Origin of the sequence: Parasediminibacterium paludis (genome assembly GCF_042651445.1) — a bacterium.
Classification (GTDB): Bacteria; Bacteroidota; Bacteroidia; order Chitinophagales; family Chitinophagaceae; genus Parasediminibacterium; species Parasediminibacterium paludis.
Map to the genome: position 1 here is coordinate 91415 of NZ_JBHSDC010000002.1, position 23085 is coordinate 114499.

At 37.7% G+C, this 23085-nt stretch carries 14 protein-coding genes and 1 other RNA gene; 7 read left to right on the forward strand and 8 right to left on the reverse strand.

What is annotated here, in order from left to right:
• Nucleotides 1-35 precede the first annotated feature (35 nt).
• The 3 genes from ACFOW1_RS00945 to ACFOW1_RS00955 all read right to left on the reverse strand — a co-directional run bounded on the left by ACFOW1_RS00945 (nt 36) and on the right by ACFOW1_RS00955 (nt 10534).
• Nucleotides 36-4694, reverse strand: a complete 4659-nt coding sequence (locus ACFOW1_RS00945) for a virginiamycin B lyase family protein (protein ID WP_379011589.1) — start codon at nt 4692-4694, stop codon at nt 36-38.
• A 665-nt stretch (nt 4695-5359) separates the two neighbouring features.
• On the reverse strand, nt 5360-5557 hold the full coding sequence (locus ACFOW1_RS00950) for a PID-CTERM protein-sorting domain-containing protein (protein ID WP_379011591.1): 198 nt from the start codon (nt 5555-5557) through the stop codon (nt 5360-5362).
• A 129-nt stretch (nt 5558-5686) separates the two neighbouring features.
• Nucleotides 5687-10534, reverse strand: a complete 4848-nt coding sequence (locus tag ACFOW1_RS00955; RefSeq protein WP_379011594.1) for a beta strand repeat-containing protein — start codon at nt 10532-10534, stop codon at nt 5687-5689.
• A 369-nt stretch (nt 10535-10903) separates the two neighbouring features.
• Between ACFOW1_RS00955 and ACFOW1_RS00960 the strand changes: the two genes are divergently transcribed.
• The 3 genes from ACFOW1_RS00960 to trhO all read left to right on the forward strand — a co-directional run bounded on the left by ACFOW1_RS00960 (nt 10904) and on the right by trhO (nt 15006).
• On the forward strand, nt 10904-11140 hold the full coding sequence (locus tag ACFOW1_RS00960; RefSeq protein ID WP_379011595.1) for a hypothetical protein: 237 nt from the start codon (nt 10904-10906) through the stop codon (nt 11138-11140).
• 189 nt (nt 11141-11329) lie between these two features.
• The gene (locus tag ACFOW1_RS00965; RefSeq protein WP_379011596.1) at nt 11330-13771 is read left to right on the forward strand and encodes a DUF5686 and carboxypeptidase regulatory-like domain-containing protein; all 2442 of its coding nucleotides are present in this window, start codon (nt 11330-11332) and stop codon (nt 13769-13771) included.
• A 194-nt stretch (nt 13772-13965) separates the two neighbouring features.
• Nucleotides 13966-15006, forward strand: a complete 1041-nt coding sequence (gene trhO, locus ACFOW1_RS00970) for an oxygen-dependent tRNA uridine(34) hydroxylase TrhO (protein WP_379011597.1) — start codon at nt 13966-13968, stop codon at nt 15004-15006.
• Nucleotides 15007-15119: 113 nt separating this feature from the next.
• Here the strand turns inward: trhO and fsa are convergent, their stop codons facing one another.
• The 3 genes from fsa to ACFOW1_RS00985 form a co-directional block, all read right to left on the reverse strand.
• Nucleotides 15120-15773 carry a fructose-6-phosphate aldolase gene (fsa, locus tag ACFOW1_RS00975; protein WP_379011598.1) on the reverse strand — a complete coding sequence of 218 codons (654 nt, stop codon included), beginning with the start codon at nt 15771-15773 and terminating at the stop codon, nt 15120-15122.
• Between the two features lie 74 nt (nt 15774-15847).
• Nucleotides 15848-15947: signal recognition particle sRNA small type (gene ffs, locus ACFOW1_RS00980), an RNA gene on the reverse strand.
• A gap of 122 nt (nt 15948-16069) precedes the next feature.
• On the reverse strand, nt 16070-16597 hold the full coding sequence (locus tag ACFOW1_RS00985) for a methylated-DNA--[protein]-cysteine S-methyltransferase (RefSeq protein WP_379011600.1): 528 nt from the start codon (nt 16595-16597) through the stop codon (nt 16070-16072).
• Nucleotides 16598-16829: 232 nt separating this feature from the next.
• On the opposite strand from ACFOW1_RS00985, the gene ACFOW1_RS00990 reads away from it, so the two are divergent.
• The 4 genes from ACFOW1_RS00990 (at nt 16830) to ACFOW1_RS01005 (ending at nt 21132) form a co-directional block, all read left to right on the forward strand.
• The gene (locus ACFOW1_RS00990; protein ID WP_379011601.1) at nt 16830-18296 is read left to right on the forward strand and encodes an amino acid permease; all 1467 of its coding nucleotides are present in this window, start codon (nt 16830-16832) and stop codon (nt 18294-18296) included.
• Between the two features lie 209 nt (nt 18297-18505).
• On the forward strand, nt 18506-19228 hold the full coding sequence (locus tag ACFOW1_RS00995; RefSeq protein ID WP_379011602.1) for a YebC/PmpR family DNA-binding transcriptional regulator: 723 nt from the start codon (nt 18506-18508) through the stop codon (nt 19226-19228).
• 115 nt (nt 19229-19343) lie between these two features.
• Complete coding sequence (locus tag ACFOW1_RS01000; RefSeq protein ID WP_379011605.1) at nt 19344-20459, forward strand: lactonase family protein; 1116 nt, start codon at nt 19344-19346, stop codon at nt 20457-20459.
• Between the two features lie 103 nt (nt 20460-20562).
• Complete coding sequence (locus ACFOW1_RS01005; RefSeq protein ID WP_379011607.1) at nt 20563-21132, forward strand: hypothetical protein; 570 nt, start codon at nt 20563-20565, stop codon at nt 21130-21132.
• A gap of 57 nt (nt 21133-21189) precedes the next feature.
• On the opposite strand, the gene thrC is transcribed toward ACFOW1_RS01005, so the two are convergent.
• Nucleotides 21190-22488 (reverse strand): threonine synthase, encoded by a 1299-nt coding sequence (thrC, locus tag ACFOW1_RS01010; RefSeq protein ID WP_379011609.1) that lies wholly within the window; start codon nt 22486-22488, stop codon nt 21190-21192.
• 59 nt (nt 22489-22547) lie between these two features.
• Nucleotides 22548-22982, reverse strand: a complete 435-nt coding sequence (gene tnpA / locus ACFOW1_RS01015) for an IS200/IS605 family transposase (RefSeq protein WP_379011610.1) — start codon at nt 22980-22982, stop codon at nt 22548-22550.
• Nucleotides 22983-23085: the final 103 nt, after the last annotated feature.

Genomic DNA, 23085 nt, shown 5'->3' on the forward strand with positions numbered 1-23085 from the left:
TAGGTTCGCTATTCACAACCCACCTTTTACTTAAATTATTCCTTCACAAAACGTTGTATTTGTTTCCCTTCTGCCGTTTGTATTTCTAATACATAATTACCAACAGTTAATTGCGTAATTGGTATAGATATCGATGTGGTACCTGTTGGTAATTGTGTTTTTTGTGTTGTTACTACCTTGCCTTGTGCATCTAGTACCCGTAATTGTACAGCACCTGCTTTGGCTACTGTTACTTGTGCCAATAAAGTGGCTTGTACTGGGTTTGGATAAATGGTTAATGCCTGCTTATCACTATTGAACAACGAACAACTTACCACTTTGCTATAAGTGCTGTTGGCATTGTTATCTACACTTTGTAGGCGGTAGTAAACAGTTGAAGGTAAAGGATGGAGAAATGATAAATCATCGTTATAAATATAGTTACCAGAACCTGTTGCAGTTAGTTTATTGACTGTGTTAAAGTTGCTACCATCAAGGCTGCGTTGCAGGTTATAACTAGCCAAGTTAACTTCTGTCGCACTTGTCCAGCGAACGGCTACTGTTTTGTTGTTTTGTAATTGTGCGGTAATATCTGTAATAGTTACAGGTAATACTGTGGTACTTAATAAGCTTATTTCAAATCGATTCTCACTTTTGGTAGCGGTATCTGCTGTAATAATAAAGCTGTAGCTATCACCCACTTGGCTTAGAACCGTTTTTGTTTTTAAGTATTTGTCTATTAATACTACTTGTGTGTTTGGTAAGCCAGAAAGTTCGGCCAAACGAAGTGCATACGTACCTGTAACACTAGTAGCAATACCTAATGGAATAATGCTATCGAGTTGGGCACTATTTCTATAATCAATGGATAAACGTTGTTTGTCTGCTGACAAGCTATAAAAATCGAATAAACTATTACTCAATTTAGGGGCATCGAAAAAGTCGTGTGCTAACGCAGTGGAATTGGCATTAAAGCCAAATTTCAAATCATCTACATTGCCATTTACTGTGCCAATAGCTAACCGGATGCGTGGTGTTGGTTGGTTATTACCAAAAATAGTATAGGTAGGTGTTGTGGCTGTGGCTTTATCGCTCTCGTTGAATGTGATACTTTGCCCTGTACCAGTTGCTTTTATATAAAAGCCACCAAGACTTGGGATGATAATATCAGTAGAACCATCATTACTATAACTATGGAAGCCACCACGCATGGTATATGAGTCTGTCAAGCCTGTATTGGCTACAGGATCATATACATATACGGTTCCAAAACTACTTATTCCAGTTACGTTTTTAAGATTGATAGGACAAGGGTAAGGGTTACCAATCAAGTTAAAATTATCGGTAGTGCCATCCCCATAAGTTAAGTTTACAGTAACAGGACCTTGATTAATACTACCCCCAGCCATACCCAAAGTAACTGGGCTGATAGTACCACTGCTGTAATTGCCCACGCCTGGACCGCCAGCACCCTCCATACCATTGCCCCTTACAAACACATAGAGTGCACTACCTACTGGCCAATAGGCTGTAGAATTGGCATCTCTAATGGGTTGCAACACACTAGATGTGCCAGCAGGTTTGGTAGGATCGTAATAGAAAGCCGACGGATTACCGCTACTTACTGCATAAGTACCAGTACCTGTGGCAGTTGTTAAGCCAGTTACCCGGATAATATTGGTCAATTGGTTCAGCGACTGTGCGGTTGTAAAAGGATTGGCAATGGTGCGGTAGCCTCGCTGTGCTTGGGTGAAGCGTTGTACATTGACTGTCCCACTAATATAACCGCCACTACTATTGCCTTGCCCAATGGCACCACCACCACTAATAGTTGTAGATGTTAAAGTTAAAAAACCGCCCGTAGTAAGTGTCCCTGCCGTTGGCGTTAACACACCAGTTAGGTTGAGCGTACCGCCTAATGTTACGCCAGCCGTATTATTAATAGTAAGATTTTGTACTGTATTACTGCTAAAAGTATTAGCTGGTATTGTTTGCGCTGTGCTGCCATTAAATTCTACAGTGCCCGATGTGGCTGTTAATGTGCCATTATTGGTCACGCTACCGGCTATTTTTATCGTGCCTGTGACCGTAAGGCTTGCACCCGAATTAATAGTGAAATTATTTACTGCATATGTACCAGTAATGATAGGGTTATTCGCACTGCTTGCTACAATAAAATCATTCACTACATTAGGTACCGTACCGCTGCTCCAGTTACTAGGATCGTTGAAGTCAGAACTCGTGCCGCCCATCCAAGTGATGGGACAATTATTCACAGTGGCAGTTAAGGCGGTTCTAGTGGCAGAAACACAACCAGTAATAGTGTTTCTTGCTTCTGCATAATAAGTGGTAGTGGTAGATAAGGTTGGGGTTGTAAAACTATTTGAACCAGAAAGTAAAACGGAGCCACCAGATGCCGCCGAATACCAATCTATGGTTTCATTGGTATTCGGAGTTGCTATTAAAGTAACAGTTCCAGTATTACACACGGATGGCACATAATTGGCTGGTGGTGTAATTTTAGAAACGCTGCTACCAGAATAGTTGGCAACATAAAATAAGTTAGCGGTATTATCATATAAAATGCCCCTTGGACGGTTGAGGCCAGTTATAGCAAAGTTTGTAACTGTCCCTTCTTTACTTACCTTACTAATGGTACTATTACCGTAGTTAGAAACGTATAAATTGCCAAAACTATCAAATGCAAGCCCGGCAGGGCTTGATAAGCCAGCGCTTACAAAACTTGTAACCGTACCATTGGCACTAACTTGACTAATACTATTGCCATTATAATTTGCAACGTATAAATTGCCAGAACTATCAAATGCCAAAGCCGAAGGACGATTTAATCCAGAAGAAACAAAACTCGTAACAGTACCATTTGTACTAACCTTAATTATACTATTACCATTAAAATTTGCTACATATAAATTGCCAGAACCATCAAATGCTAAGCTAGATGGGCTTGACATGCCGGAACTAGCAAAACTTGTAACAACGCCACTTTTACTTACTTTACTAATACTATTACCAAAATAATTTGCTACAAATAAATTTCCAGAAACATCAAATGCCAGAGCCGAAGGACGATTTAGACCAGAAGATACAAAACTTGTAACGGAACCGCTTGTATTTACTTTGCTTATACTATTTGTACCATAGTTTGCAACATATAGGTTACCACTAGCGTCTTTTGCTACGCTATAAGGCAAGCTCAATCCAGAAGTAACAAACGCAGCAGTACTAGCTACTGGCCCGTTAATGGGTGCAGTAGGTAATGGATTAACAGTTACTGCTTGGCTTGCCGTTGCTGTACAACCAATGGCATCGGTAACGGTAACAGTATAAGTATTAGATGTACTAAATGTATTGGTAGCTGTATTGGTTGAATTGCCACCGCTCCAGGCATAAGTAGCACCGCCACTTGCGGTTAAACTAACGGTATTACAGGCTGTTGCCGTACCGCTAATGTTGGCTGTTGGCGACAGATTTACTATAATAGCATTGGTCGTACTCGAAACACAGCCTGTGGTTAAATCGGTTACTGCTAAAGAAATATTTTTTGTGCCAGAAGTGGAGTAAGTGTATGCAGTACTACCCAAATTAGCGGATGCACCACCGCCAAAATCCCAAGCATAAGTAGCGCCCGTAGGCGCACCTGCAGTTAACCAATTGGTGCCAGTTAAGGTTAAACCATAGGCATTACCACTACCATCATTTGCGGTAGTGCCTGTACCCTCATTAAAGTTCCAATAAGCCAATAGACCGCTTTGAGGGCTTACACTACTGGCGGTCATATCAGCTTGAATATTAGCCGAACTTCTCGCAACTGTCCAAAATGTCACTTCATCTATTGCCCCATAAAATAAATGGCCAGTACCACTTTGGTCTACCCCAACCATTGTTTGATTGCCCCCAGCAACAGTAGGAGATCTTGGTGTTGTGGTATTATTCGACACTGAATATTGCACTCCATTTACATATAAAGACCAGGTACCCGAATTTCGTACAATGGCAATATGCGACCATACCCCTGGGGTAAGATTTTGCGATGAGCCCAAATAAGACAGGCCGCCAATTAATATTTGTAAATTACCATTTGCGTCCATTAAAATACCATAGCCACCATTACCAGTATGCCCATTATAAAAGATCATTTGATTATCTCTGTTGCTATTAACACCACCAGACCATTTTGCCCAAACCTCCATGGTAATATTATCAATTTGTGTAGTTATGGTTGATCTTAGTGCCGAAGAAGCTGATCCTGAAAAGTTAAGTGCACCGTTTGAAGCACAAGCCGAAGCCCCATTAAACTGAACTGGAAAGCCTGAACACGCAACAGATGGCGAAGTAGTAAATGTTGCAGTTGGCAAGGCATTAACAGTGACAGCCCCAGATACCTGGCTAGTTGCCGTTGAAAGATCGGTACTTACAACAATAGCATAATAATACAAAGTGCCAGCCGTTGCTGTAGACGGTGTATAAGCATTACTGGTAGCGCCATTAATAATAGTGCCACCTGTGTTATTATTGACGGTGTTACTATACCATTGATAAGTTAATCCAGTACCTGATGCTGTGATACTAAGCGATGTCGCAGCCGTACCTACACATACTGTTTGAGGCGCAGTTGATGGTTGCACGCTGATTGTTACTTGTGAAATGGCTTTAAAAGAAACCAATAACAAAACAAGCAAAGCGAGATTTTTCATAATCTAGTGTTTTAGGATGTTGGGAATAATGCTTAAAGCCACCCATGTAAGCGCATGCCATAAACATCTGGCACCGATAAATAGACGCCAAGGATGGCGATTAGCTACCAATAGAACCAATCAAGTCATACTGAATGGATGCGCCAAAAGCGCGTCTAGTAACTAGCTAAGACAAAAAATAATCGCTATGCGATTTAAAAATGAAGGATGTTTTCATGATAGTGATAGTTTTTTATTAAGGATAATTCAAATGCTCAACCTTTGGTACTAGCAATCAAATTCAAAACTATTTCTAATCAAGTCTATTAATGTTAGTGCTATCTGTTGTGCATAGCTAAACATACTACTACAAGCTATCGATGGATGTTTAGAAAAGATAATTGATAGCTTGTAGTAGTATTGTCATTTATCAAGGTTCTAAACCATGTTATAATACAGCAGATGGCTTTTTTTGCGCAATGAAGTTAATAGAATGTACCTCTAGTTATGATTTTCTTGCATAGATACTGTGAAACTTGCTAATATGTGTTCGGGGTTGGGGCGATTGGTATTGTAACATGGCTAGGTACCACTGACCAAAAACAGCCATGCCAACCTTTAAAAGGTTGGCATGGCTGGATATAAAAAGTGACTGTTAACTATTATTTTTCTACACGTTCTTCCTCTTATTTGGCGGCTCCTTTGCGTTCTTTCAGCTTTTTAATGCCGTAGCCTGCACCTGCCATCACCAATAAGGATAAACCACCATCAATTGGCGCATCGACTTCACCACCCTGAACAGGTGAGGATTGAGCTAAAAGTGCAAGAGGCATTAGAATGCATATAAATATTCCAAGGTGAATATATACGGTATGTTTTTTCATGGTTAAGTTTTTTTGTTTTATATATTAGGGGGGGGATAATTCTTGATTTTAAACTAAGGATTAGCTAATAAAATTGTTAACCCCTAGTTCTTTATCTATTTTAGGCTCAATATTTACTTTTCAATTTCCTCATTCCTTTACAAAACGTTGTTGTTGTTTGCCATTTGCACTCTCTATTTCTAGCATATAATTACCTGCTGTTAATGGTGCAACTGGCACTGCTATTGAATTAATGCCTATTACTACTGTTGTTTTTTGCGTAGCAACTACTTTCCCTTGTGCATCTATTACACTTATTTTTACTGTACCTGCATTGGTGGCGGTTATTTGGGCATGTAAAATTGATTGTACAGGATTTGGATAAATATTGATGGATGTACTAGTAGCCGCCAATTGACAATTAACCACTTTGCTATAGGATTTGCTACCATTGTTGTCTACTGCTTCTAGGCGATAATACAGGGTTGTAGCTTGTGTATTAATAGATGAAAGGTCATCGATATAGTTGTATGCACCTGCACCCTTAGCCGCTACTTTGCCTATGGTGCTAAAGTTGGTACCATCTAAACTGCGTTGTATATTATAATTAGCAAGGTTGACTTCTGTTGCACTTGTCCAATTAACGGCTACTGTTTTATTGGTTTGTAATTGCGCTGTTATATCTGTAATGGTTACAGGCAGTACAGTAGTACTTAGCAAGCCTAGCTCAAATCGATTATCACCTTTTGTAGCTGTATCGGCTGTAATCGTAAAGCTATAGCTATCACCTACTTGGCTTAATGGGGTTTCGGTTTTTAAAAGTTTGTCTCGTAATACTAATTGTATGTTTGGCAATCCAGATAATTCGGCTAAGTTTAGTGTATAATTACCCTGTATATTGGTGGAAATACCTAATGGAATGATGCTATCTAATGTATTGCTGTTTCTATAATCTATAGCCAAACGTTGTTTATCTGATGACAAGCTATAAAAATCAAATAAACTATTGCTCAATTTAGGGGCATCATAAAAATCCTTAGCCATTGCTGTAGAGTTAGCATTAAAGCCAAATTTCAAGTCATCAACGTTGCCATTGGTCGTGCTGATTGATAAACGGATATGTGGTGTTGTAGTACCTACTCCAAAAGTGGTGTAAGTAGGTGTTAAAGATGTCGTTTTATCACTTTCATTAAAAGTAATACTTGTAGGTGTGGTTCCGGTACTCTGAATGTAAAAACCACCTAAAGTTGGAATGATAATATCGCTGTTCGTTGAGTAGACATGAAAACCACCGCGAATGGTATACTTATCAGATAAACCTGTATTGCCTAATGGATCATAAACGTATACGTTTCCAAATCCACTAATATTAACTACATTTTTAAGGTTGACAGGACAAGGATATGGGTTACCGATAAGGTTGTAATTATCTGCGGAAGCACTAGTATAAGATGGTAGGTTGACTGTTATACTGCCTTGATTAATGGTACCGCCAGACATGCTTAATGTTACAGGGCTAATACCGCCACTATAATTACCAGATCCTGGGCCACCAGAGCCTTCCATACCATTACCACGAATAAATACATATAATGCACTACCTACTGGCCAATGACTTGCATCTGTAGCACTAGTAATTGGTTGCAATACGCTTGAAGTACCAGCAGGTTTAGTAGGGTCGTAATAGAACGCAGAAGGATTACCAGTATTTACACCATAAGTACCATTAGTAGCAGTTAAACCCGTGATGCGTATGGTGTTGGTCAACTGGCTAAGTGCTTGTGCAGAATTAAAAGGGTTGGCAATTGTGCGGTAGCCACGTTGTGCTTGCGTATAGCGTTGTACTGTAACACTGCCTGTAATATAGTTAGTTGTAAATGTGTTGCCAGTCGCTGCACCAATTGCACCGCCACCAGTATTAGTAGTGGAAAGTAGTGTTAAATTATTGCCTGCGGCTAACTGACCAGCAGTTGGTGTAATTACACCGCTTACATTTAGGGCATTGCCTAGTGTAATAGCTGCGCCGCTAGTATAGCTGTTGTTTATGGCTAAGTTGTTTAAAGCATTGTTTGCAGCGTCAAAGTACAATGTACCTACCGCACTGCTACCACCAATTGATATATTAGAAGCAGTAGTGGTTTTTAAGCAGTTGCTTGCATCACCGCTAAATGTACCGTTTAAGGTTAAAGTATTGCTTCCAATTACAAGCTTAGTACCACCACTTAAAGTTAACGCACCAGTAATTGTTTGGTTACCGTTTAAAGCCAATGAGGCATTACCGTTGCTAATAGTTAAATTATTTACCGTAATTGGTAATGCAGCGCCAAATACTTGGCTACTAGTACCATTAAAAGTATAGTTAGCACTTGTAGAAAAAGTTGAACTACTTGAATTAGAAACTGCACCATTAATACCACCTGGTTGTGCTACGGCAAAGGTTGCGCCACTTTGTATATTTACCATGCCAGTAATTACATTTGAGCTTGTATTTGTATTTAAAGTAATGCCAGTAGGTACAGCTAGTGTACCTATTGTAACGGTTATACTGCCACCTAAAGTTCTGGAACCCGCACCACTTAGAATTAAATTACCGTATGTAAGTGGTGAAATAACTTGATTACCCGAGGCCGCATTATATTCTACTGTTGAAGTAGGATTTATAGTTGGAGCATTCATCAAACTACTACTAAATCTTATAGTAGTATTATTTGTAGTGCCATCATATAATCCATTCACATTTGTTGTTTTTAAAGTACCTGTACTACTAATTGTTACACTTCCATTTCCTCCAGTATTAGAGTTAGTATTTAGTCCAATATTTGCACAATCTAAAGTACCGCTTATTGTGTAGGCTTTAGCATCTAGATAACCTGTTGTACCACTTAGTTGTGTATAACCCGAGAAGGTTAAATTTAGTAATGATGAACTATATTCTCCATACATAGTACCACTATTCGAGAATGTGGTTGGTGAAATATTAGTACCGCCAGAAAGTGTTAGTGTTGTACTATTACCTTTTAAAGCAGTTCCAGTACCTAAAGTAAAATTTCCTGTGATTGTTCTTGATGATGCTAAAGCAATGAAAGAATTAGATTCACTAGACAAAGTAATATTTGTTGGACTATTTGATGCTGGCCATTCTAAGCCTACATTGCTTGGGTTAAAACCTGATGCATTTCCAAATCCGTTATAAATTAAATTAGCCCCAGAGCTATAAGAAGGTGAGTTATTTGATACGGTTCCACCACTCAATCTTAGAGTTGAACCACTTGCAAAAGTAATTGTTGTAATATTACTTGGGTTAAATGTGCCTATAACATCCACTAATACATTATTGCCAAAAGTGAAAGTAGGTGTACCTGTGTTACCATTTTTTGTAATAGTCGTTGTTTTAGTAGTAGGGATAGTTATAGTGCCAGTTCCACCAGTGCTTATTATAGACTCTGTACTTGCTGTATTACTTCCAGTACCTAGCTGAATATTCGCACTAAAATTATTAAGTGTAAGTGTTTGTTGATTTAAATCTAACGTACCTGTAAACAACTGTAAATCATTAGCTATACTTACTGCATTTAACAATTGTACATTACCCCCCGAATTATTTATTGCTAAATAATCAAAATTGTTTGGCGGCGTACCTGCGGATATTGTTTGTGTTCCAGTGCCATTAAATGTTACGGCTCTACTATTAAAAGTAATTACGCCTGAGGCTCTTGACCAATTACCTGTTAAGTATATATCTCCACCCACATTGCTGCCTAAAGTAAGATTACCTGTACCATTTAAAGTAACGTCGCTATTCACTTGCAATGGTAATGCGCTAGTTCCTAAACTAAATGTTGTACCTGTACCAATTGAGAGTGCTGATGTTGTAATAAATTTTGAGTTAGGGCTACTACCGCCGTTCAGTAAGTTTAATATATTACTGCCTGTTGTAGTAATGCCAGCAGTAGTAAATGTTTTGTCTCCTGTAAAACTAAAATTATACGTGGCACCACTTCCAAGTGTAAAATTTGTACTTATTGTGGTATTGGTTGCAACATTTACAGTTGAACCAGTAGTAAGAGAGATAGTATTTAGCGTTATAGCACTTGTACCAGAGAAAGTTATATCTCCCGAACTACTTAAAGTACTTCCTGTTGTTACAAATGTTCCACCACTATTATCAATAGTACTACCAGCACCCATAGTAAGCGTGTTAGAACCTAATGTAAGTGTTCCGCTTGTAATTGATATTGAGCCACCAGATGCAACACTAAAATTACCTGCCGCTGTGTTTGTACCACTTGAAATTGATACTTTACCATATGTTGCACCTGCTGCTGGGTTACCATTTGTTAAAATGTCAGTTATTGGAGTATTGGTAATGTTTTTAGGTATACAACCTGCACTACTAAGACCTATCCCACCAAAATAATTAGTAATTGTGGGATTTTGAACTGCAGATATGTTTGTACCAGGGGCATTAGAATAAAAACCATTCATATACCCCATCCACATGGTAAGATATATAGAATTTGGACTACCGATACTACTAAAAGGTATCTTAACCTCTCGCGATGTAGTAGTTGTATAATATGTCGGTCCAGTAATGGTACTAGCCCAAGATGATCCAAAACTTCTAGCTTCCTGATAACTTTGTTCCGCATGTACATTATAGTTGGCAGAAAAAGGAAGAGAAACAGAAACACCGTTGTATGTTTGCCCAATACTAGTTCCAGTTCCACTTGTAGGTGTTGCATTTGGATCAGTATCAATATATATAGCTAAATTATCTGTAGACCCAAAAGTACTACCACTGGTTCTAAATGCCCCAATATATAAATTACTTCCATCAAAAGTTATATAGTAATCAGTATTTTGCCCACTTCCTTGCGCACTATACTTCTCAGATCCGTTAAAATCCGAACTTGAACCAGTAAAATTTACAGTGTGATTACTTTGAGCAAAGCCCCAATTACTAATCATAATTAGTAGAAAAAGTAGTGTTTTTTTCATATGTATATATCTAAGTTTAAGTGCAGCAATCGGATGGCAAAACAGAGGATGATGGACTATTGTGTATAAATTACACGTTAAAAATATCCTAATTTAATAAAACCAACCTTAAAATTCGATTAAAATTTTAGTTTTTGTTGTTGCCATAATCCCTACAATAATTTTATCTACTACCTTTGAGATAACACATAATTTGATAACAATTTCGTTTACAGCTATTTAAATAAGTCCATATCCAACGATAAACAATGTTTTTTAAAGTCTAACTTACTTAAAACCGAATCAAGATCCACCTATGATTTAAGCTGATTTCAGCTAGACCATACTAAAATCAACCATTTTTCGTTTAAAAAGTAAAAAAGACATTGTATGCGTTTTCCAAATTTTACAAGCAAGCATTTTTCTACAAAAGCTATCACTATTAGAAAACAATCATCTCTTTTTAGTCTCACAGGTCTTCTGGCTATTGATTTTGATATCAGTATTTTATTCATCGTTTTTTTATTAATTGGTGTGGTGACATTTTTAGCGGGTACCGCTTATGGCATTTACCTCAATAATAAATTATCTGAAAAAGATGCCAGCAACCAACTGAGCAGAAGTTAATCCTAAAAATTAGATACCGATACCAAGCGCTGCAATTTTGTAGCGCTTTTTTGTTATTTGAGTATTGCTGTTTGATCCCTATCAACGCCAATTTGGTGTAATGATTCTGTCCTATCAAGTACCGCATTTTAATATTTGTGTAACAATCTGCTAAGCAATTACAAGGTATATTCGTGTTAACCATTATTTATGAAACAAAGTTTCTCACTGCTATTTCTGTTGGTACCTTATTATATGTGGGCAAGCACAATTACGGGTTCGGTAAAGGACACCAAAGGCAATGCCTTACCTTATAGTTCCATATTAGTAAAAGGCACCGCCAAAGCCACCACTGCCAATGCCAAGGGCTTGTTTAGTATCAATTTGCCGAATGGTAAATACACATTGGTATGCCAGCATGTGGGCTACCAATCAGTAGCACAAACAGTAACCCTCACCGCTGACGTAGAACTGGCTTTTGTTTTGGCAGAACAGCAATACCAGCTATCGGAAGTGGTGGTTAAAACTGGTGCCGAAGATCCTGCCTACGCCATCATTAGAAAAGCCATAAAAAAACGCAGCGATTACGACAACGAAAATCAAAAGTTTGAATGCCAAGTATACATTAAAGGTCAGCTGCAATTGCGCAATTATCCTAAAAACTTTATGGGCGAAAAAGTAGACTTTGAAGACGGCGATACCAGTAAGCGCAAAATGATTTTTTTATCTGAAACCTTGGCTAAATATGCAAAAAACGGTAAAGACCGCAAGATTGAAGTGCTATCTACCAAAGTAAGCGGCAATAGCAGTGGTTTTGGCTTTGCTAGTCCATCTATTATTTCTTTGTATAGCAATATTGTACCCATTGGACGAGGGTTAAATCCGCGTGGCTTTATTTCGCCGATTGCAGATAATGCCTTAAATTTTTATAAATACCATTTTGAAGGTACTTTTTACGAAAATGGCAAAGAAATTAGTCGTATTAAAGTAATACCCAAACGCAAGTACGAGCCACTTTTTTCGGGGTACATTACTATTATTGAAAACGAATGGCGCTTGCAAAGTGTACAGCTTAGTATCTTGAAAGAACAGCAAATGCAGTTATTAGATACCCTCGTATTAGAGCAACTATATGTGCCCATGAAAGATACTTGGGTGATAAAACAACAACTTATACAACCTGCTGGTAAAATTTTTGGCTTTGATTTTTTTGGTAGCTTTTTACAGGTCTATGAAAATTTTGAACTAGAACCCCAATTCAAAAAGAAATTTTTTGACAACACCATTTTGAAAATACTTGATAGTGCCAATAAGAAACCAATGGCCTATTGGGATAGTATTAGGCCCGTGCCTTTGTTGGAAGCGGAGGTTAGGGATTACAAAAAGAAAGACAGCCTTGAACAAGTGCGAAAAGATCCTAAATATGTAGATAGTTTAGACAGGGTTCGTAATAAAATAACGAGTAATAAGTTATTATTTACGGGCATGAATTTTAGTAAAGAACGCAAAAAAGAAAATCTTACGCTGAGTCCTTTAATTAATTTGGCAGGTGTATTGTACAATCCAGTAGAGGGTAGGTATTTTGAGTATAATATTAAGTACAATAAGCAATTTGAAGGCCGAAAAAATCTAGCTATTGAGCCGGTGTTGAGATATGGCTTTTCGAATAAACATGCCAATGCTTACGTGAATACCGATTATAATTTTGGTAAAAAGTACCTCAATAATATTTCCTTTAGCGCTGGGCAAAAAGTGTTTCAGATGGATAACGCCAATCCGATAGACCCCATTAATAACACTTTGGCCGCCTATTATTGGCAACACAATCATATTAAAATATATGAAGCAGCTTTTGCAAAAATTAGCTATAGCAAAGGTTTAGGCGATGGCTTTACGGTTGGTTTGTCTGCCCAATTTCAAGACCGAAAACCGCTAGAAAACACCATTGATAGTTTAAAAGGTAAGGCATTTACACCTAATTATCCTACCAATATAGTTAGTAGTAATATCACGGCACATCAGGCTTTTACTGCAAGTGTCAATATTACTTGGCGTCCAGGCGCAAAATACATTGAGCTGCCCGATAGAAAAATAGCGCTTGGATCAAAATACCCCACTTTTAACCTTAATATCACCAAAGGATTGGCTACGATATTTGGTAGTGATGTTGATTATACCAAATGGAAATTCTCTATATCAGACAATTTAGATTTTAAACTGGGTGGTAGATTCAGCTATCGTTTAGCTACAGGTGGCTTTATTAATGCCAATAAATTGTCAGTAATAGACTATAACCATTTTTTAGGCAATGAAACCGTTTTGGCAAATACCTATTTAAGCAGCTTTCAACTAATGCCGTATTACCAATACAGCAATACTGCTAAAACTTATGGCGAAGCACATGTTGAGTACCATTTAAACGGCTTGATTACCAATAAAATCCCACTCTTACGCAAATGGAATTGGTTTTTTGTAATGGGCGGTAATGGTTTATATATCAATCAAAATAGCCATTATTACGAGGCGTTTTTTGGAATCGAAAATATCTTTAAGGTTATAAGAGTAGATGCTATTAAAAGCTTTGATGCAGCAGGTACTACTGCAACAGGCATTCGTGTGGCATTGCCATTATTTGGCAGAAGAGGTAATTAAACGATTTTACCACATAGGGAGATAGACACAAAGAAAAGCTTCATTAATCCTTAAATAAAAGTAATTTTAATTTACTATATGTTATTTTCTTTTGAGGTAAGCTATGTGTCTTTGTGACTATGTGGTGATTTTTTTCTTTATTTTTGCTGTGCAAATTTTACCTGCCCTGCAAGCAGGTTTATAAAATTTTATGTATGGCAGCTTTATACAATCGTATCAACAACGAAGAGTTGAAGCAACTGATGTTGCAAGAAACTGAACCAAGAACTACCCTTAGTTTTTACAATTATTTCCACATCGACGATCCCAAAGCATTTAGAGATTATTTGTACAAACACCTAGATGAATTATCGGTGTTTGGGCGAATCTTTGTAGCACATGAAGGCATTAATGCCCAAATAAGCGTACCATCCAATAATTTTGAAGCCTTCAAAACATTTTTATATAGTATAGAGCCACTAAATGGTTTGCGATTAAATATTGCTGTAGATGATGATGGTAAAAGCTTTTGGGTATTGAAAATTAAAGTGCGGGAAAAAATAGTGGCAGATGGTATTGCAGACCCTAATTTTAATATGAATACCAAGGGTAAGTATGTGAATGCCAAGGAAATGAACCAATTATTAGAAAGCCCCGATACCGTGGTGATTGATATGCGCAACCATTACGAGTATGAAGTAGGGCATTTTGATAGAGCATTAGAAATTCCATCTGATACCTTTAGAGAACAACTGCCAATGGCGGTAGATATGATGAAAGGTAATGAAGATAAAAATATTATCATGTATTGTACTGGCGGTATTCGTTGCGAAAAAGCGAGCGCCTACATGTTGCACAAAGGCTTTAAAAATGTATTTCACTTAGAAGGCGGCATTATTAATTATGCCCAGCAAATAAAAAAAGAAGGCATTGAAAGTAAATTTATTGGTAAAAACTTTGTGTTTGACAATCGACTAGGGGAGCGTATTACTGAAGATGTGATTGCAAAATGTCACCAATGTGGCAAGCCTGCTGATACGCACACCAACTGCGCCAATGACGGCTGTCATTTATTGTTTATACAATGTAGCGACTGTGCGAAAGCCTATGATGGTTGTTGTACCGTAGAATGTCAAACCATTGTTCAAATGCCCTATGAAGAACAAAAGAAATTAAGAGCGGGCATCGATAAAGGGAATCAAGTGTTTAACAAAGCCAAAGCAAGATTAAGGCCAAGGCTTGGAGAAGAAGCCTAACTCATATGATTTACACATGATTTACACAATAAAAAATGCATTCGATGATTCGAATGCATTTTTTATAGACTTCCCAAGTTTATACAACTTGGGAAGTCTAGTCTAAATATTTTTTAGCTATTCTTTTTAGCGTCTTCTAAAAATTTAGCCAAACCGATATCCGTTAAAGGATGTTTTAACAGCCCCAAAATTGGTTCTAATGGGCAAGTACACACATCTGCACCAGCTTCTGCGCATTGGATAATATGATTGGCACTGCGAATAGACGCTGCTAAGATTTGAGATTCAAATCCTTGCATGGTGTAGATATTAGAAATTTGTTGGATTAATTGAATACCATCCCAACCGCTATCGTCAATACGACCGATAAATGGTGAAATATAAGTAGCACCCGCTTTAGCTGCTAAAATAGCTTGACCAGCACTGAAAATTAATGTGCAGTTGGTTTTAATGCCATTATCTGTAAAGTATTTAATGGCTTTAATACCATCTTTTATCATCGGTATTTTTACCACAATATTTGGGTGAATAGCAGCTAGTAATTTACCTTCAGCTACCATTTCATCGTAAGTAGTAGATAATACTTCCGCGCTAATATCGCCATCTACTAAGTCGCAAATCGTTTTATAGTGTTGCATTTGTGCTTCTACACCTTTAATACCTTCTTTTGCCATTAATGATGGATTGGTAGTTACGCCATCTAATATGCCAAGATCGTTTGCTTCTTTAATTTGAGCAAGGTTTGCTGTGTCAATAAAAAATTTCATGTAATAGTATTTGAGCTTGAAAGTGGAAATCTAATGCTAGCTTCAACCGCCCCTTTGGGGATTAAGAGGAAAAAAAATGGCAGACTACTCACATCGCACCGCTACAACCGTCTATCCTTGCTGTATTCCTACCCTGGGGAGGTTCAACAGGAGCTGGTCGTGTAAGGCCTGCCGCTGCAAATGTAGGGTATGCGAAGTATTTCCAAAATATTTTTCTATCACTTTCTAGTATGTATACTAAAATTGTCAGCGGTAACGAGTATTTAGAATCGTAATTTTCCGTATGAGACTTACTTCTAAAATAGGGTTTGAATACCGTTTTGTAGTCTGAATTCGTGTTGAAGCAACCATTTTTTACGCCAAAGGCCGCCGCTGTAGCCTGTTAAGCTTTTATCTGTACCTATTACCCTATGACAAGGTACGATGATGGCAATATTATTTTTACCATTGGTAGTGGCTGCAGCCCTGATACATTTAGGGTCGCCAAGTTGCTTGGCAAGGTCTAAATAGCTAATTGTTTTGCCAAATTTGATGCTTAAAAGTTCGTTCCATACCCGTATTTGAAAATCAGTACCATCTTGATGGATAGGAATATCAAATGATCGTCGGCGGCCTTGAAAAAATTCAATCAATTGTTCCGTACAGTAATGGATCACATCGCTGATACCTGGCTCACCGTGCGATAGTTGTTGTCTGCTATCAACAAAACTTAATTCATTGATATACGTATCTGTGCCACCAATCTTTAATAGGCCTACGGGACTTTCGTAGTAGGTGTAGTAAATATCCTGACTAGTTTTAATAGAACTTACAGTAACTGCCATCGCTATTTTTTTAATTTGAAATGATAAGCGCCACTACATCCCTAAATGATAACGGTTTTGTACAGTAAGTATTGTGATTGTTGACTTTTCAGGCATATTTCTGCTATTTTCTCGCTAAAAAGTTGAAGTAACTAAAAAAATATCTTTACCCATCATAAAAGAAATGTTTGCCGAAAGGGAGAATTGCCTATTTTGCCGAAAATAAAAATCACGAAAATTTAACTAATCTTTTATGAGTTTATTCCTTAAAAAACCTCTTAGTGCTTTTGAAGAGGATATGAAAAAAAGTGAAATGAAGCGGGTTCTTGGTAAGTGGAGCCTAACAGCCATTGGCATTGGTGCCATTATTGGTGGTGGTATTTTCGTACTTACAGGAACGGGCGCCTATTTTCATGCAGGTCCTGCTTTAGCACTTTCTTTTGTAATCGCTGGTATTGCCTGTGTGTTTGCGGCACTTTGTTATTCTGAATTTGCCAGTATGATTCCTGTAGAAGGTTCTGCTTATGCTTATGCCTACGGTACGATTGGTGAAATATTTGCATGGGTAATAGGTTGGGGACTAATATTAGAATATGCCATGGGTTCCATGACTGTTGCTGTAAGCTGGTCAGGTTACTTTAATAAATTATTACACTTATTTCATTTAGAATTACCTAAATATCTTACCCAAGATCCTGGAAGCTATACGGGTTCTGGCTTTTCAATGAATTTGCCAGCTACAGTTATTGTGCTTTTAATTACTGCGTTATTGGTAAAAGGTACTAAAGAAGCGGCAAAGGCCAATAATTTGATTGTTATTTTAAAAGTATCAGCGGTCATTTTTGTGATTATCGCAGGTGCTTTTTATGTACATGTCTCTAATTGGACGCCCTTTATCCCGCCTGTAGCTAAAGTGGTAAACAATGGCGAAGTACATGATGCCTATGGTTGGGCTGGGGTAATTTCTGGTGCGGCGGCTATTTTCTTTGCCTATGTAGGTTTCGATGCGGTATCTACACAAGCTGGTGAAGCTATTAATCCTAAAAAAGATGTGCCTTTTGCCATTATCATGTCGCTTTTAGTATGTACAGTTCTATACATTTTGGTATCCTTGGTATTAACTGGTATGATGAAATATACCGATTTTAATCCATTAGGTAAATATCCTGATGCCATTAAAGCGCCAGTAGCGGCGGCCTTCGACCTAGCTGGTATGCCTTGGGCTGTTTTTATTATTACTATAGCTGCCACTGCCGGTTTAATTTCTGTAATGATGGTAATGATGCTTGGTCAATCAAGAATTTTTATGGGTATGAGCAAGGATGGTTTAATTCCAAAATTGTTTAGCGATTTACATCCAAAAAATAAAACACCTTACAAAAGCAATATTCTTATTGGTGCGATTGTAGCATTTGTAGCAGGTTTTACACCTATTTCAACATTAGCAGATATGACAAGTTTTGGTACTTTGTTTGCCTTTACTATGGTTTGTGCAGCTGTATGGTTGTTAAGAGTAAAAGAACCAGGATTACAAAGAAACTTTAAAGTGCCAGCTTTGCCACTCATTGCCGTACTTGGAATCTGCATCAATGTATTCTTAATGTCTCAATTAAATATCCATGCAATCCAGTTGTCTGGTGCTTGGTTAATATTGGGTATTTTAATTTACTTCTTGTACAGTAAAAACAATAGCAAGCTGCGGAAAGCGCAACAAGCTTAGTTATAAAATATTTGTGTTTAGCGTGCCACACCATCATGGTGTGGCACGCTTGTTTAAAGAAAGTTTTTTATTGGCATACAACTGTTATTTTTGCCGCCGCTTTGCTGCATATTGCTACAAGCGTACAAGTGTGCGACGCAACAGACGTTCAATAGACACCCTGTTGCTGGTTACCAAAATATTTCAGACGTCAAAATAGATAATAATTTATGGGAAGGATTTTTGAAGTTAGAAAGGCCACCATGTTTGCCCGTTGGGATAGGATGGCAAAACAGTTTACCCGTATTGGTAAAGAAATTGTGATCGCTGTAAAAGCGAGTGGCCCGGATCCTGCCACCAACCCTGCTTTGCGTAGATGTTACCAAAATGCGAGAAGCGTAGGTATGCCTAAAGACCGTGTAGAAGCGGCAATTAAACGTGCCATGGGTAAAGATACGGCTAACTACGAAGAGATTTTGTACGAAGGCTATGCACCACATGGTGTGGCATTGCTTGTAGAAACTGCTACTGACAATCACGTACGTACAGTGGCCAACGTAAAAAGCCATTTTAACAAAGGTGGTGGTGCAATGGGTAATACTGGTAGCGTAAGTTTTCAGTTTAAAAAAGTAGGTAGTTTTAAATTGGCGCCTGCTGGTTTAGATATGGATGAATTAGAACTTGAATTAATAGACCATGGCTTAGATGAATTGGGCGAAAGTACCAATGATGATGGTAGCGAAGTATTGGTATTGCGCTGTGCATTTACCGACTTTGGTAACCTACAAAAAGCACTTGAAGATAAAGGTATTACACCATTGAGCGCTGAGCTAGAATGGATACCTACTACTACCGTACCTGTTACCGACGAACAAGCAGAAGATATTAGTAAATTAATTGAGCGCCTTGAACAAGATGAAGATGTGAATAAGGTGTTTCACAATATGGGATAACCGCTGATTGTAATGATTTGAATGAGGATAATGATTTTTTTCTGCGACGTCAATCAAGCTAACAATCATCGCTCTCATTCAAATCATTAAATCACAAATAAAAATTGCTATTGCCATGCGTATTATTGTAACCTCGCTTTTATTGTTCATTGTTACTACCGTTTTTAGCCAATCGTCTTATTATTTATTTGTAGGTGGTTATACCACAGGTAAAAACGAAGGCATCAGTGTGTATACATTCAATACCGTTAATGGCAGCGTACAATTTGTCAGCAAAATTGCATCAGACAATCCCTCTTATCTAGCGATTGGAGCCAAAGGTAAATATCTCTATAGCGCCAATGAAGCCTCCAAAGTACGCCCTGGGTCTGCAAGTGCTTTTCGGTTTAATAAAAAATCGGGCAAGCTTACCTTGCTCAATCAAGTTTTAGTGGGAGGTGATGGGCCTTGTTATGTAAGTGTTGATAAAGCGAATAAATGGTTGGTTACGGCCAACTATGGCAGCGGTAGCGTCAGTGTTTTAAACCTTAAAAAAGATGGTGCTATTGATACGCTAAAGCAATTGTTTCAGCATACAGGTAGCAGCGTCAACGTGCAGCGCCAAAAAGAACCGCATGCCCACATGGCTATTTTTTCGCCTGACGAAAAACTTTTATTCACCAACGATTTGGGTAATGACAGGATCAATATTTATAACTTTAACAACGCTAATAGAAGTACACCATTTACAGCTGCTGCCGATTCTGTGATTTTCTCGGTAGTAGGCAATGGTCCTAGACATACGGCTTTTCATCCATCGCTGAAGTTGCTCTATGTGATTAATGAATTAAGCGGTACGATAGATGTTTTTAACTATCAAAACGGCATCCAAAACGTACAAACCATCAGTACCGATACTAGTAATAACCTAGATAAAGGCAGTGCAGATATTCATTTTTCGCCCGATGGTAAATTTTTGTATGCTACCAACCGTGGTAACTACAACAATATTGTTATTTACAGTGTAGATGCCATCAACGGCACATTGACATATATTGGTTTAGAGCCAACAAGAGGCAAAACCCCTCGTAATTTTACCATCGACCCTACAGGTCATTATTTACTAGTGGCTAATCAAAATTCTGACAATGTTATCATTTTCAAAAGAGATAAAACCACTGGTTTATTAACGTTTGTTAACCAATTTGAAACTGGTAATCCTACTTGTTTAAAGTTATTGGCAATAGAGTAATGGCGTTGAAAATACCGTTAACCCAGTCAAAAATGGATGCGATATGCATTTCATGTAGATGTGTTATTTCATTTCAAACGTATGCGTAATTATAAAACGATGTATGGAAAGTGTACAAATTGATATTGAGAAGTCAATTCGCTCTAATAAACTTAAGATGATCCATGTGGGCTTTGATCAAATGCTTGGTCAGGTATTCTATCTCCTCTTTTCTGTTTTTGTTATTTCATTAGGCATTATTTTTCCTGTTTTTTTAAAATTAAAAGCCATTAACGAAGGCGGTGAAAAGTTTAGAATGCCTTGGATAATATGGTTGCCAGTATTTTTAATAAGCTTATTAACACTGTATGCTTTAGCTAATTATAATAGATTAGAACGTTTTCATGGAAGTGATAGAAATGCTAATCGTAGACTGATAGTTGAAATTTTAGAGAAACGTTTTAATGTGCAGCTACCAGCACCTGAAGGACAAATTTTTAGATTTTATAAGAGGGCAAGTTTATGGAAGTGGGGTACAAGAGTTATTATAATTTTTGACAACGATGACTTATTAATCAATATTTCGCGGTTTAATGATAGAGGACTGAAATCTCCATTCCATCCATTTTTCGACAACTTCACAGTCAAATCTATTTTTAAAACATTAGCAGCAGAAATAAGTAATACAGCTTGAAAATATTTAATTCTACTGCTATTTGTGTTATTTTTTGATTCTCTACATTAAATAATACTATCTACTCATCAACCATTCTTTTAAGTCCTCAAACTTTGCATCCATTACTACACTTAGTTTTTCTTGGCTCAATAAGTGTTTTACTTGTTCAGGATATTCAGGTGCAATGCCTGTAGCTTGTTCTACCGTATCAGGAAATTTAATAGGGTGAGCCGTTTCTAAAATCATACCCCTAGCCCCAGAAGGGGAATTTTTAAGATATTGTTCCAATGCGTAATAAGCAACTGCACCATGCGGGTCTAAAGTATAGTTGAATTGTTGATAAACGTTTGTAATAGTTTGGGCTGTTATGGTATCGCTGATACTTACACTACTAAAAGCCGTTTTTAGCTCACTAAACTGCTGGTGAAACAATTCTAAAATACGAATAAAATTGCTGGGATGACCTACATCCATAGCGTTAGAAAGGGTGGCTACAGCAGGTTTTGGCTCGTACACCTGTGTGTTCATATAGTTAGGCACAACATCGTTGGCGTTGCAAGCCGCAATAAAATGTTGTACAGGTAAGCCAGAAATATGTGCTAAAACACCTGCGCAAATATTACCAAAGTTGCCACTTGGTACACAAATAACAGGTGCTTGTTCGTGCTGCCATTGTTGGTAAGCAAAAAAGTAATACAGTTGTTGTGGTAGCCATCTAGCTACATTAATCGAATTGGCAGAGGTAAGAGATAGTTTATGGTTCAGTTGTTCATCAGCAAATACTTGCTTTACCATGGCTTGGCAATCGTCAAAAGTACCTTTTACTTCAATGGCTTTAATGTTTTTACCCAAAGTAGTCAACTGTAATTCTTGAATTTTGCTCACTTTGCCCGATGGGTATAAAATCACCACATCAATACCATCAACGCCTAAAAAGCCATTGGCTACAGCACCCCCTGTATCGCCTGAAGTGGCTACCAATACGGTAGTATGGTGGTAAGCATTGCGGTTGAAATAGCCCAAACAACGGCTCATGAATCTTGCACCAACGTCCTTAAAAGCGAGTGTTGGGCCATGAAATAGTTCCAGCGAAGCAATGGCGTCAGTCACTTGCACCAAAGGAAAATCGAAATTGATGGTTTGGTTTATAATCTCTTGCAACACATCATCAGGAATGCTATCACCAACATAAGGCTTCATGACAGTAAAGCCGATTTCTTCCTTGCTGTATTGCTTGATATTTTGAATAAAATCAGCAGGTAGGGTAGGGATGCTTTCTGGGAAATATAAACCTTTATCGGGTGCTTGGCCACGCAAGGCAGCTTCTGCAAAATTGACTTTGGGTGATTGGTGGTTTAAACTGTAGTAATTCATGTGCTGTATTAATTAACCCTTGGCTTTAGCCTGGGTGCTAGTAATTTGTTGCAGTGGCTTTAGCCGAAGTCTTCTTTGTAACCAAGTCTGCTTAAAAAGTTTTTATATTCTTCTGTAAATGTTTGCTTGAGATGATGTGTTTGTTGATTGTCAATATAGGCTCTCACAACATCAATTTTATCATTACTTACTGATGCTGCGAAATACTTATCAGCCCATTCAAATTGTTTTTTTAGAAGACCGGTTTTATTAATCCAATAAGCACTTTCACCTTTCAATAATTGCATTTGTTTTGAAATACTAAAATCAGATTTTAATAGCATAAGAACATGTATATGTTCATCGTAGCCATTAATTCTATCAATGTAAATACCTTTTTCCTTTGCATTGTTGGTGATGTGTGTGCATACTTTTTCTAAAACAGGTTGCCTTAATAAGGGCATTCTGTTTTTTGTTCCCCATACCGCATGTATCCATATTTTGATGTATGACATGTCTTGTGTTTTAACTCACTTTGGCTAAAGCCAATTCTATTTTGTCTTTGTCCCAAGGCTAAAGCCTTGGGTTAAGTGTTCTTATTTTTAACCCTAGCTTTTA

Excerpts from the sequence above, each read along its gene's own strand:
- trhO (WP_379011597.1), top strand. The coding sequence starts at position 13,966 with ATGGCAGCTTTATACAATCGTATCAACAACGAAGAGTTGAAGCAACTG.
- ACFOW1_RS00965 (WP_379011596.1), top strand. The coding sequence starts at position 11,330 with ATGAAACAAAGTTTCTCACTGCTATTTCTGTTGGTACCTTATTATATG.
- ACFOW1_RS00990 (WP_379011601.1), top strand. The coding sequence starts at position 16,830 with ATGAGTTTATTCCTTAAAAAACCTCTTAGTGCTTTTGAAGAGGATATG.
- thrC (WP_379011609.1), bottom strand. The coding sequence starts at position 22,488 with ATGAATTACTACAGTTTAAACCACCAATCACCCAAAGTCAATTTTGCA.
- ACFOW1_RS01000 (WP_379011605.1), top strand. The coding sequence starts at position 19,344 with ATGCGTATTATTGTAACCTCGCTTTTATTGTTCATTGTTACTACCGTT.
- tnpA (WP_379011610.1), bottom strand. The coding sequence starts at position 22,982 with ATGTCATACATCAAAATATGGATACATGCGGTATGGGGAACAAAAAAC.
- ACFOW1_RS00945 (WP_379011589.1), bottom strand. The coding sequence starts at position 4,694 with ATGAAAAATCTCGCTTTGCTTGTTTTGTTATTGGTTTCTTTTAAAGCC.
- fsa (WP_379011598.1), bottom strand. The coding sequence starts at position 15,773 with ATGAAATTTTTTATTGACACAGCAAACCTTGCTCAAATTAAAGAAGCA.
- ACFOW1_RS01005 (WP_379011607.1), top strand. The coding sequence starts at position 20,563 with ATGGAAAGTGTACAAATTGATATTGAGAAGTCAATTCGCTCTAATAAA.
- ACFOW1_RS00960 (WP_379011595.1), top strand. The coding sequence starts at position 10,904 with ATGCGTTTTCCAAATTTTACAAGCAAGCATTTTTCTACAAAAGCTATC.
- ACFOW1_RS00995 (WP_379011602.1), top strand. The coding sequence starts at position 18,506 with ATGGGAAGGATTTTTGAAGTTAGAAAGGCCACCATGTTTGCCCGTTGG.
- ACFOW1_RS00950 (WP_379011591.1), bottom strand. The coding sequence starts at position 5,557 with ATGAAAAAACATACCGTATATATTCACCTTGGAATATTTATATGCATT.
- ACFOW1_RS00955 (WP_379011594.1), bottom strand. The coding sequence starts at position 10,534 with ATGAAAAAAACACTACTTTTTCTACTAATTATGATTAGTAATTGGGGC.
- ACFOW1_RS00985 (WP_379011600.1), bottom strand. The coding sequence starts at position 16,597 with ATGGCAGTTACTGTAAGTTCTATTAAAACTAGTCAGGATATTTACTAC.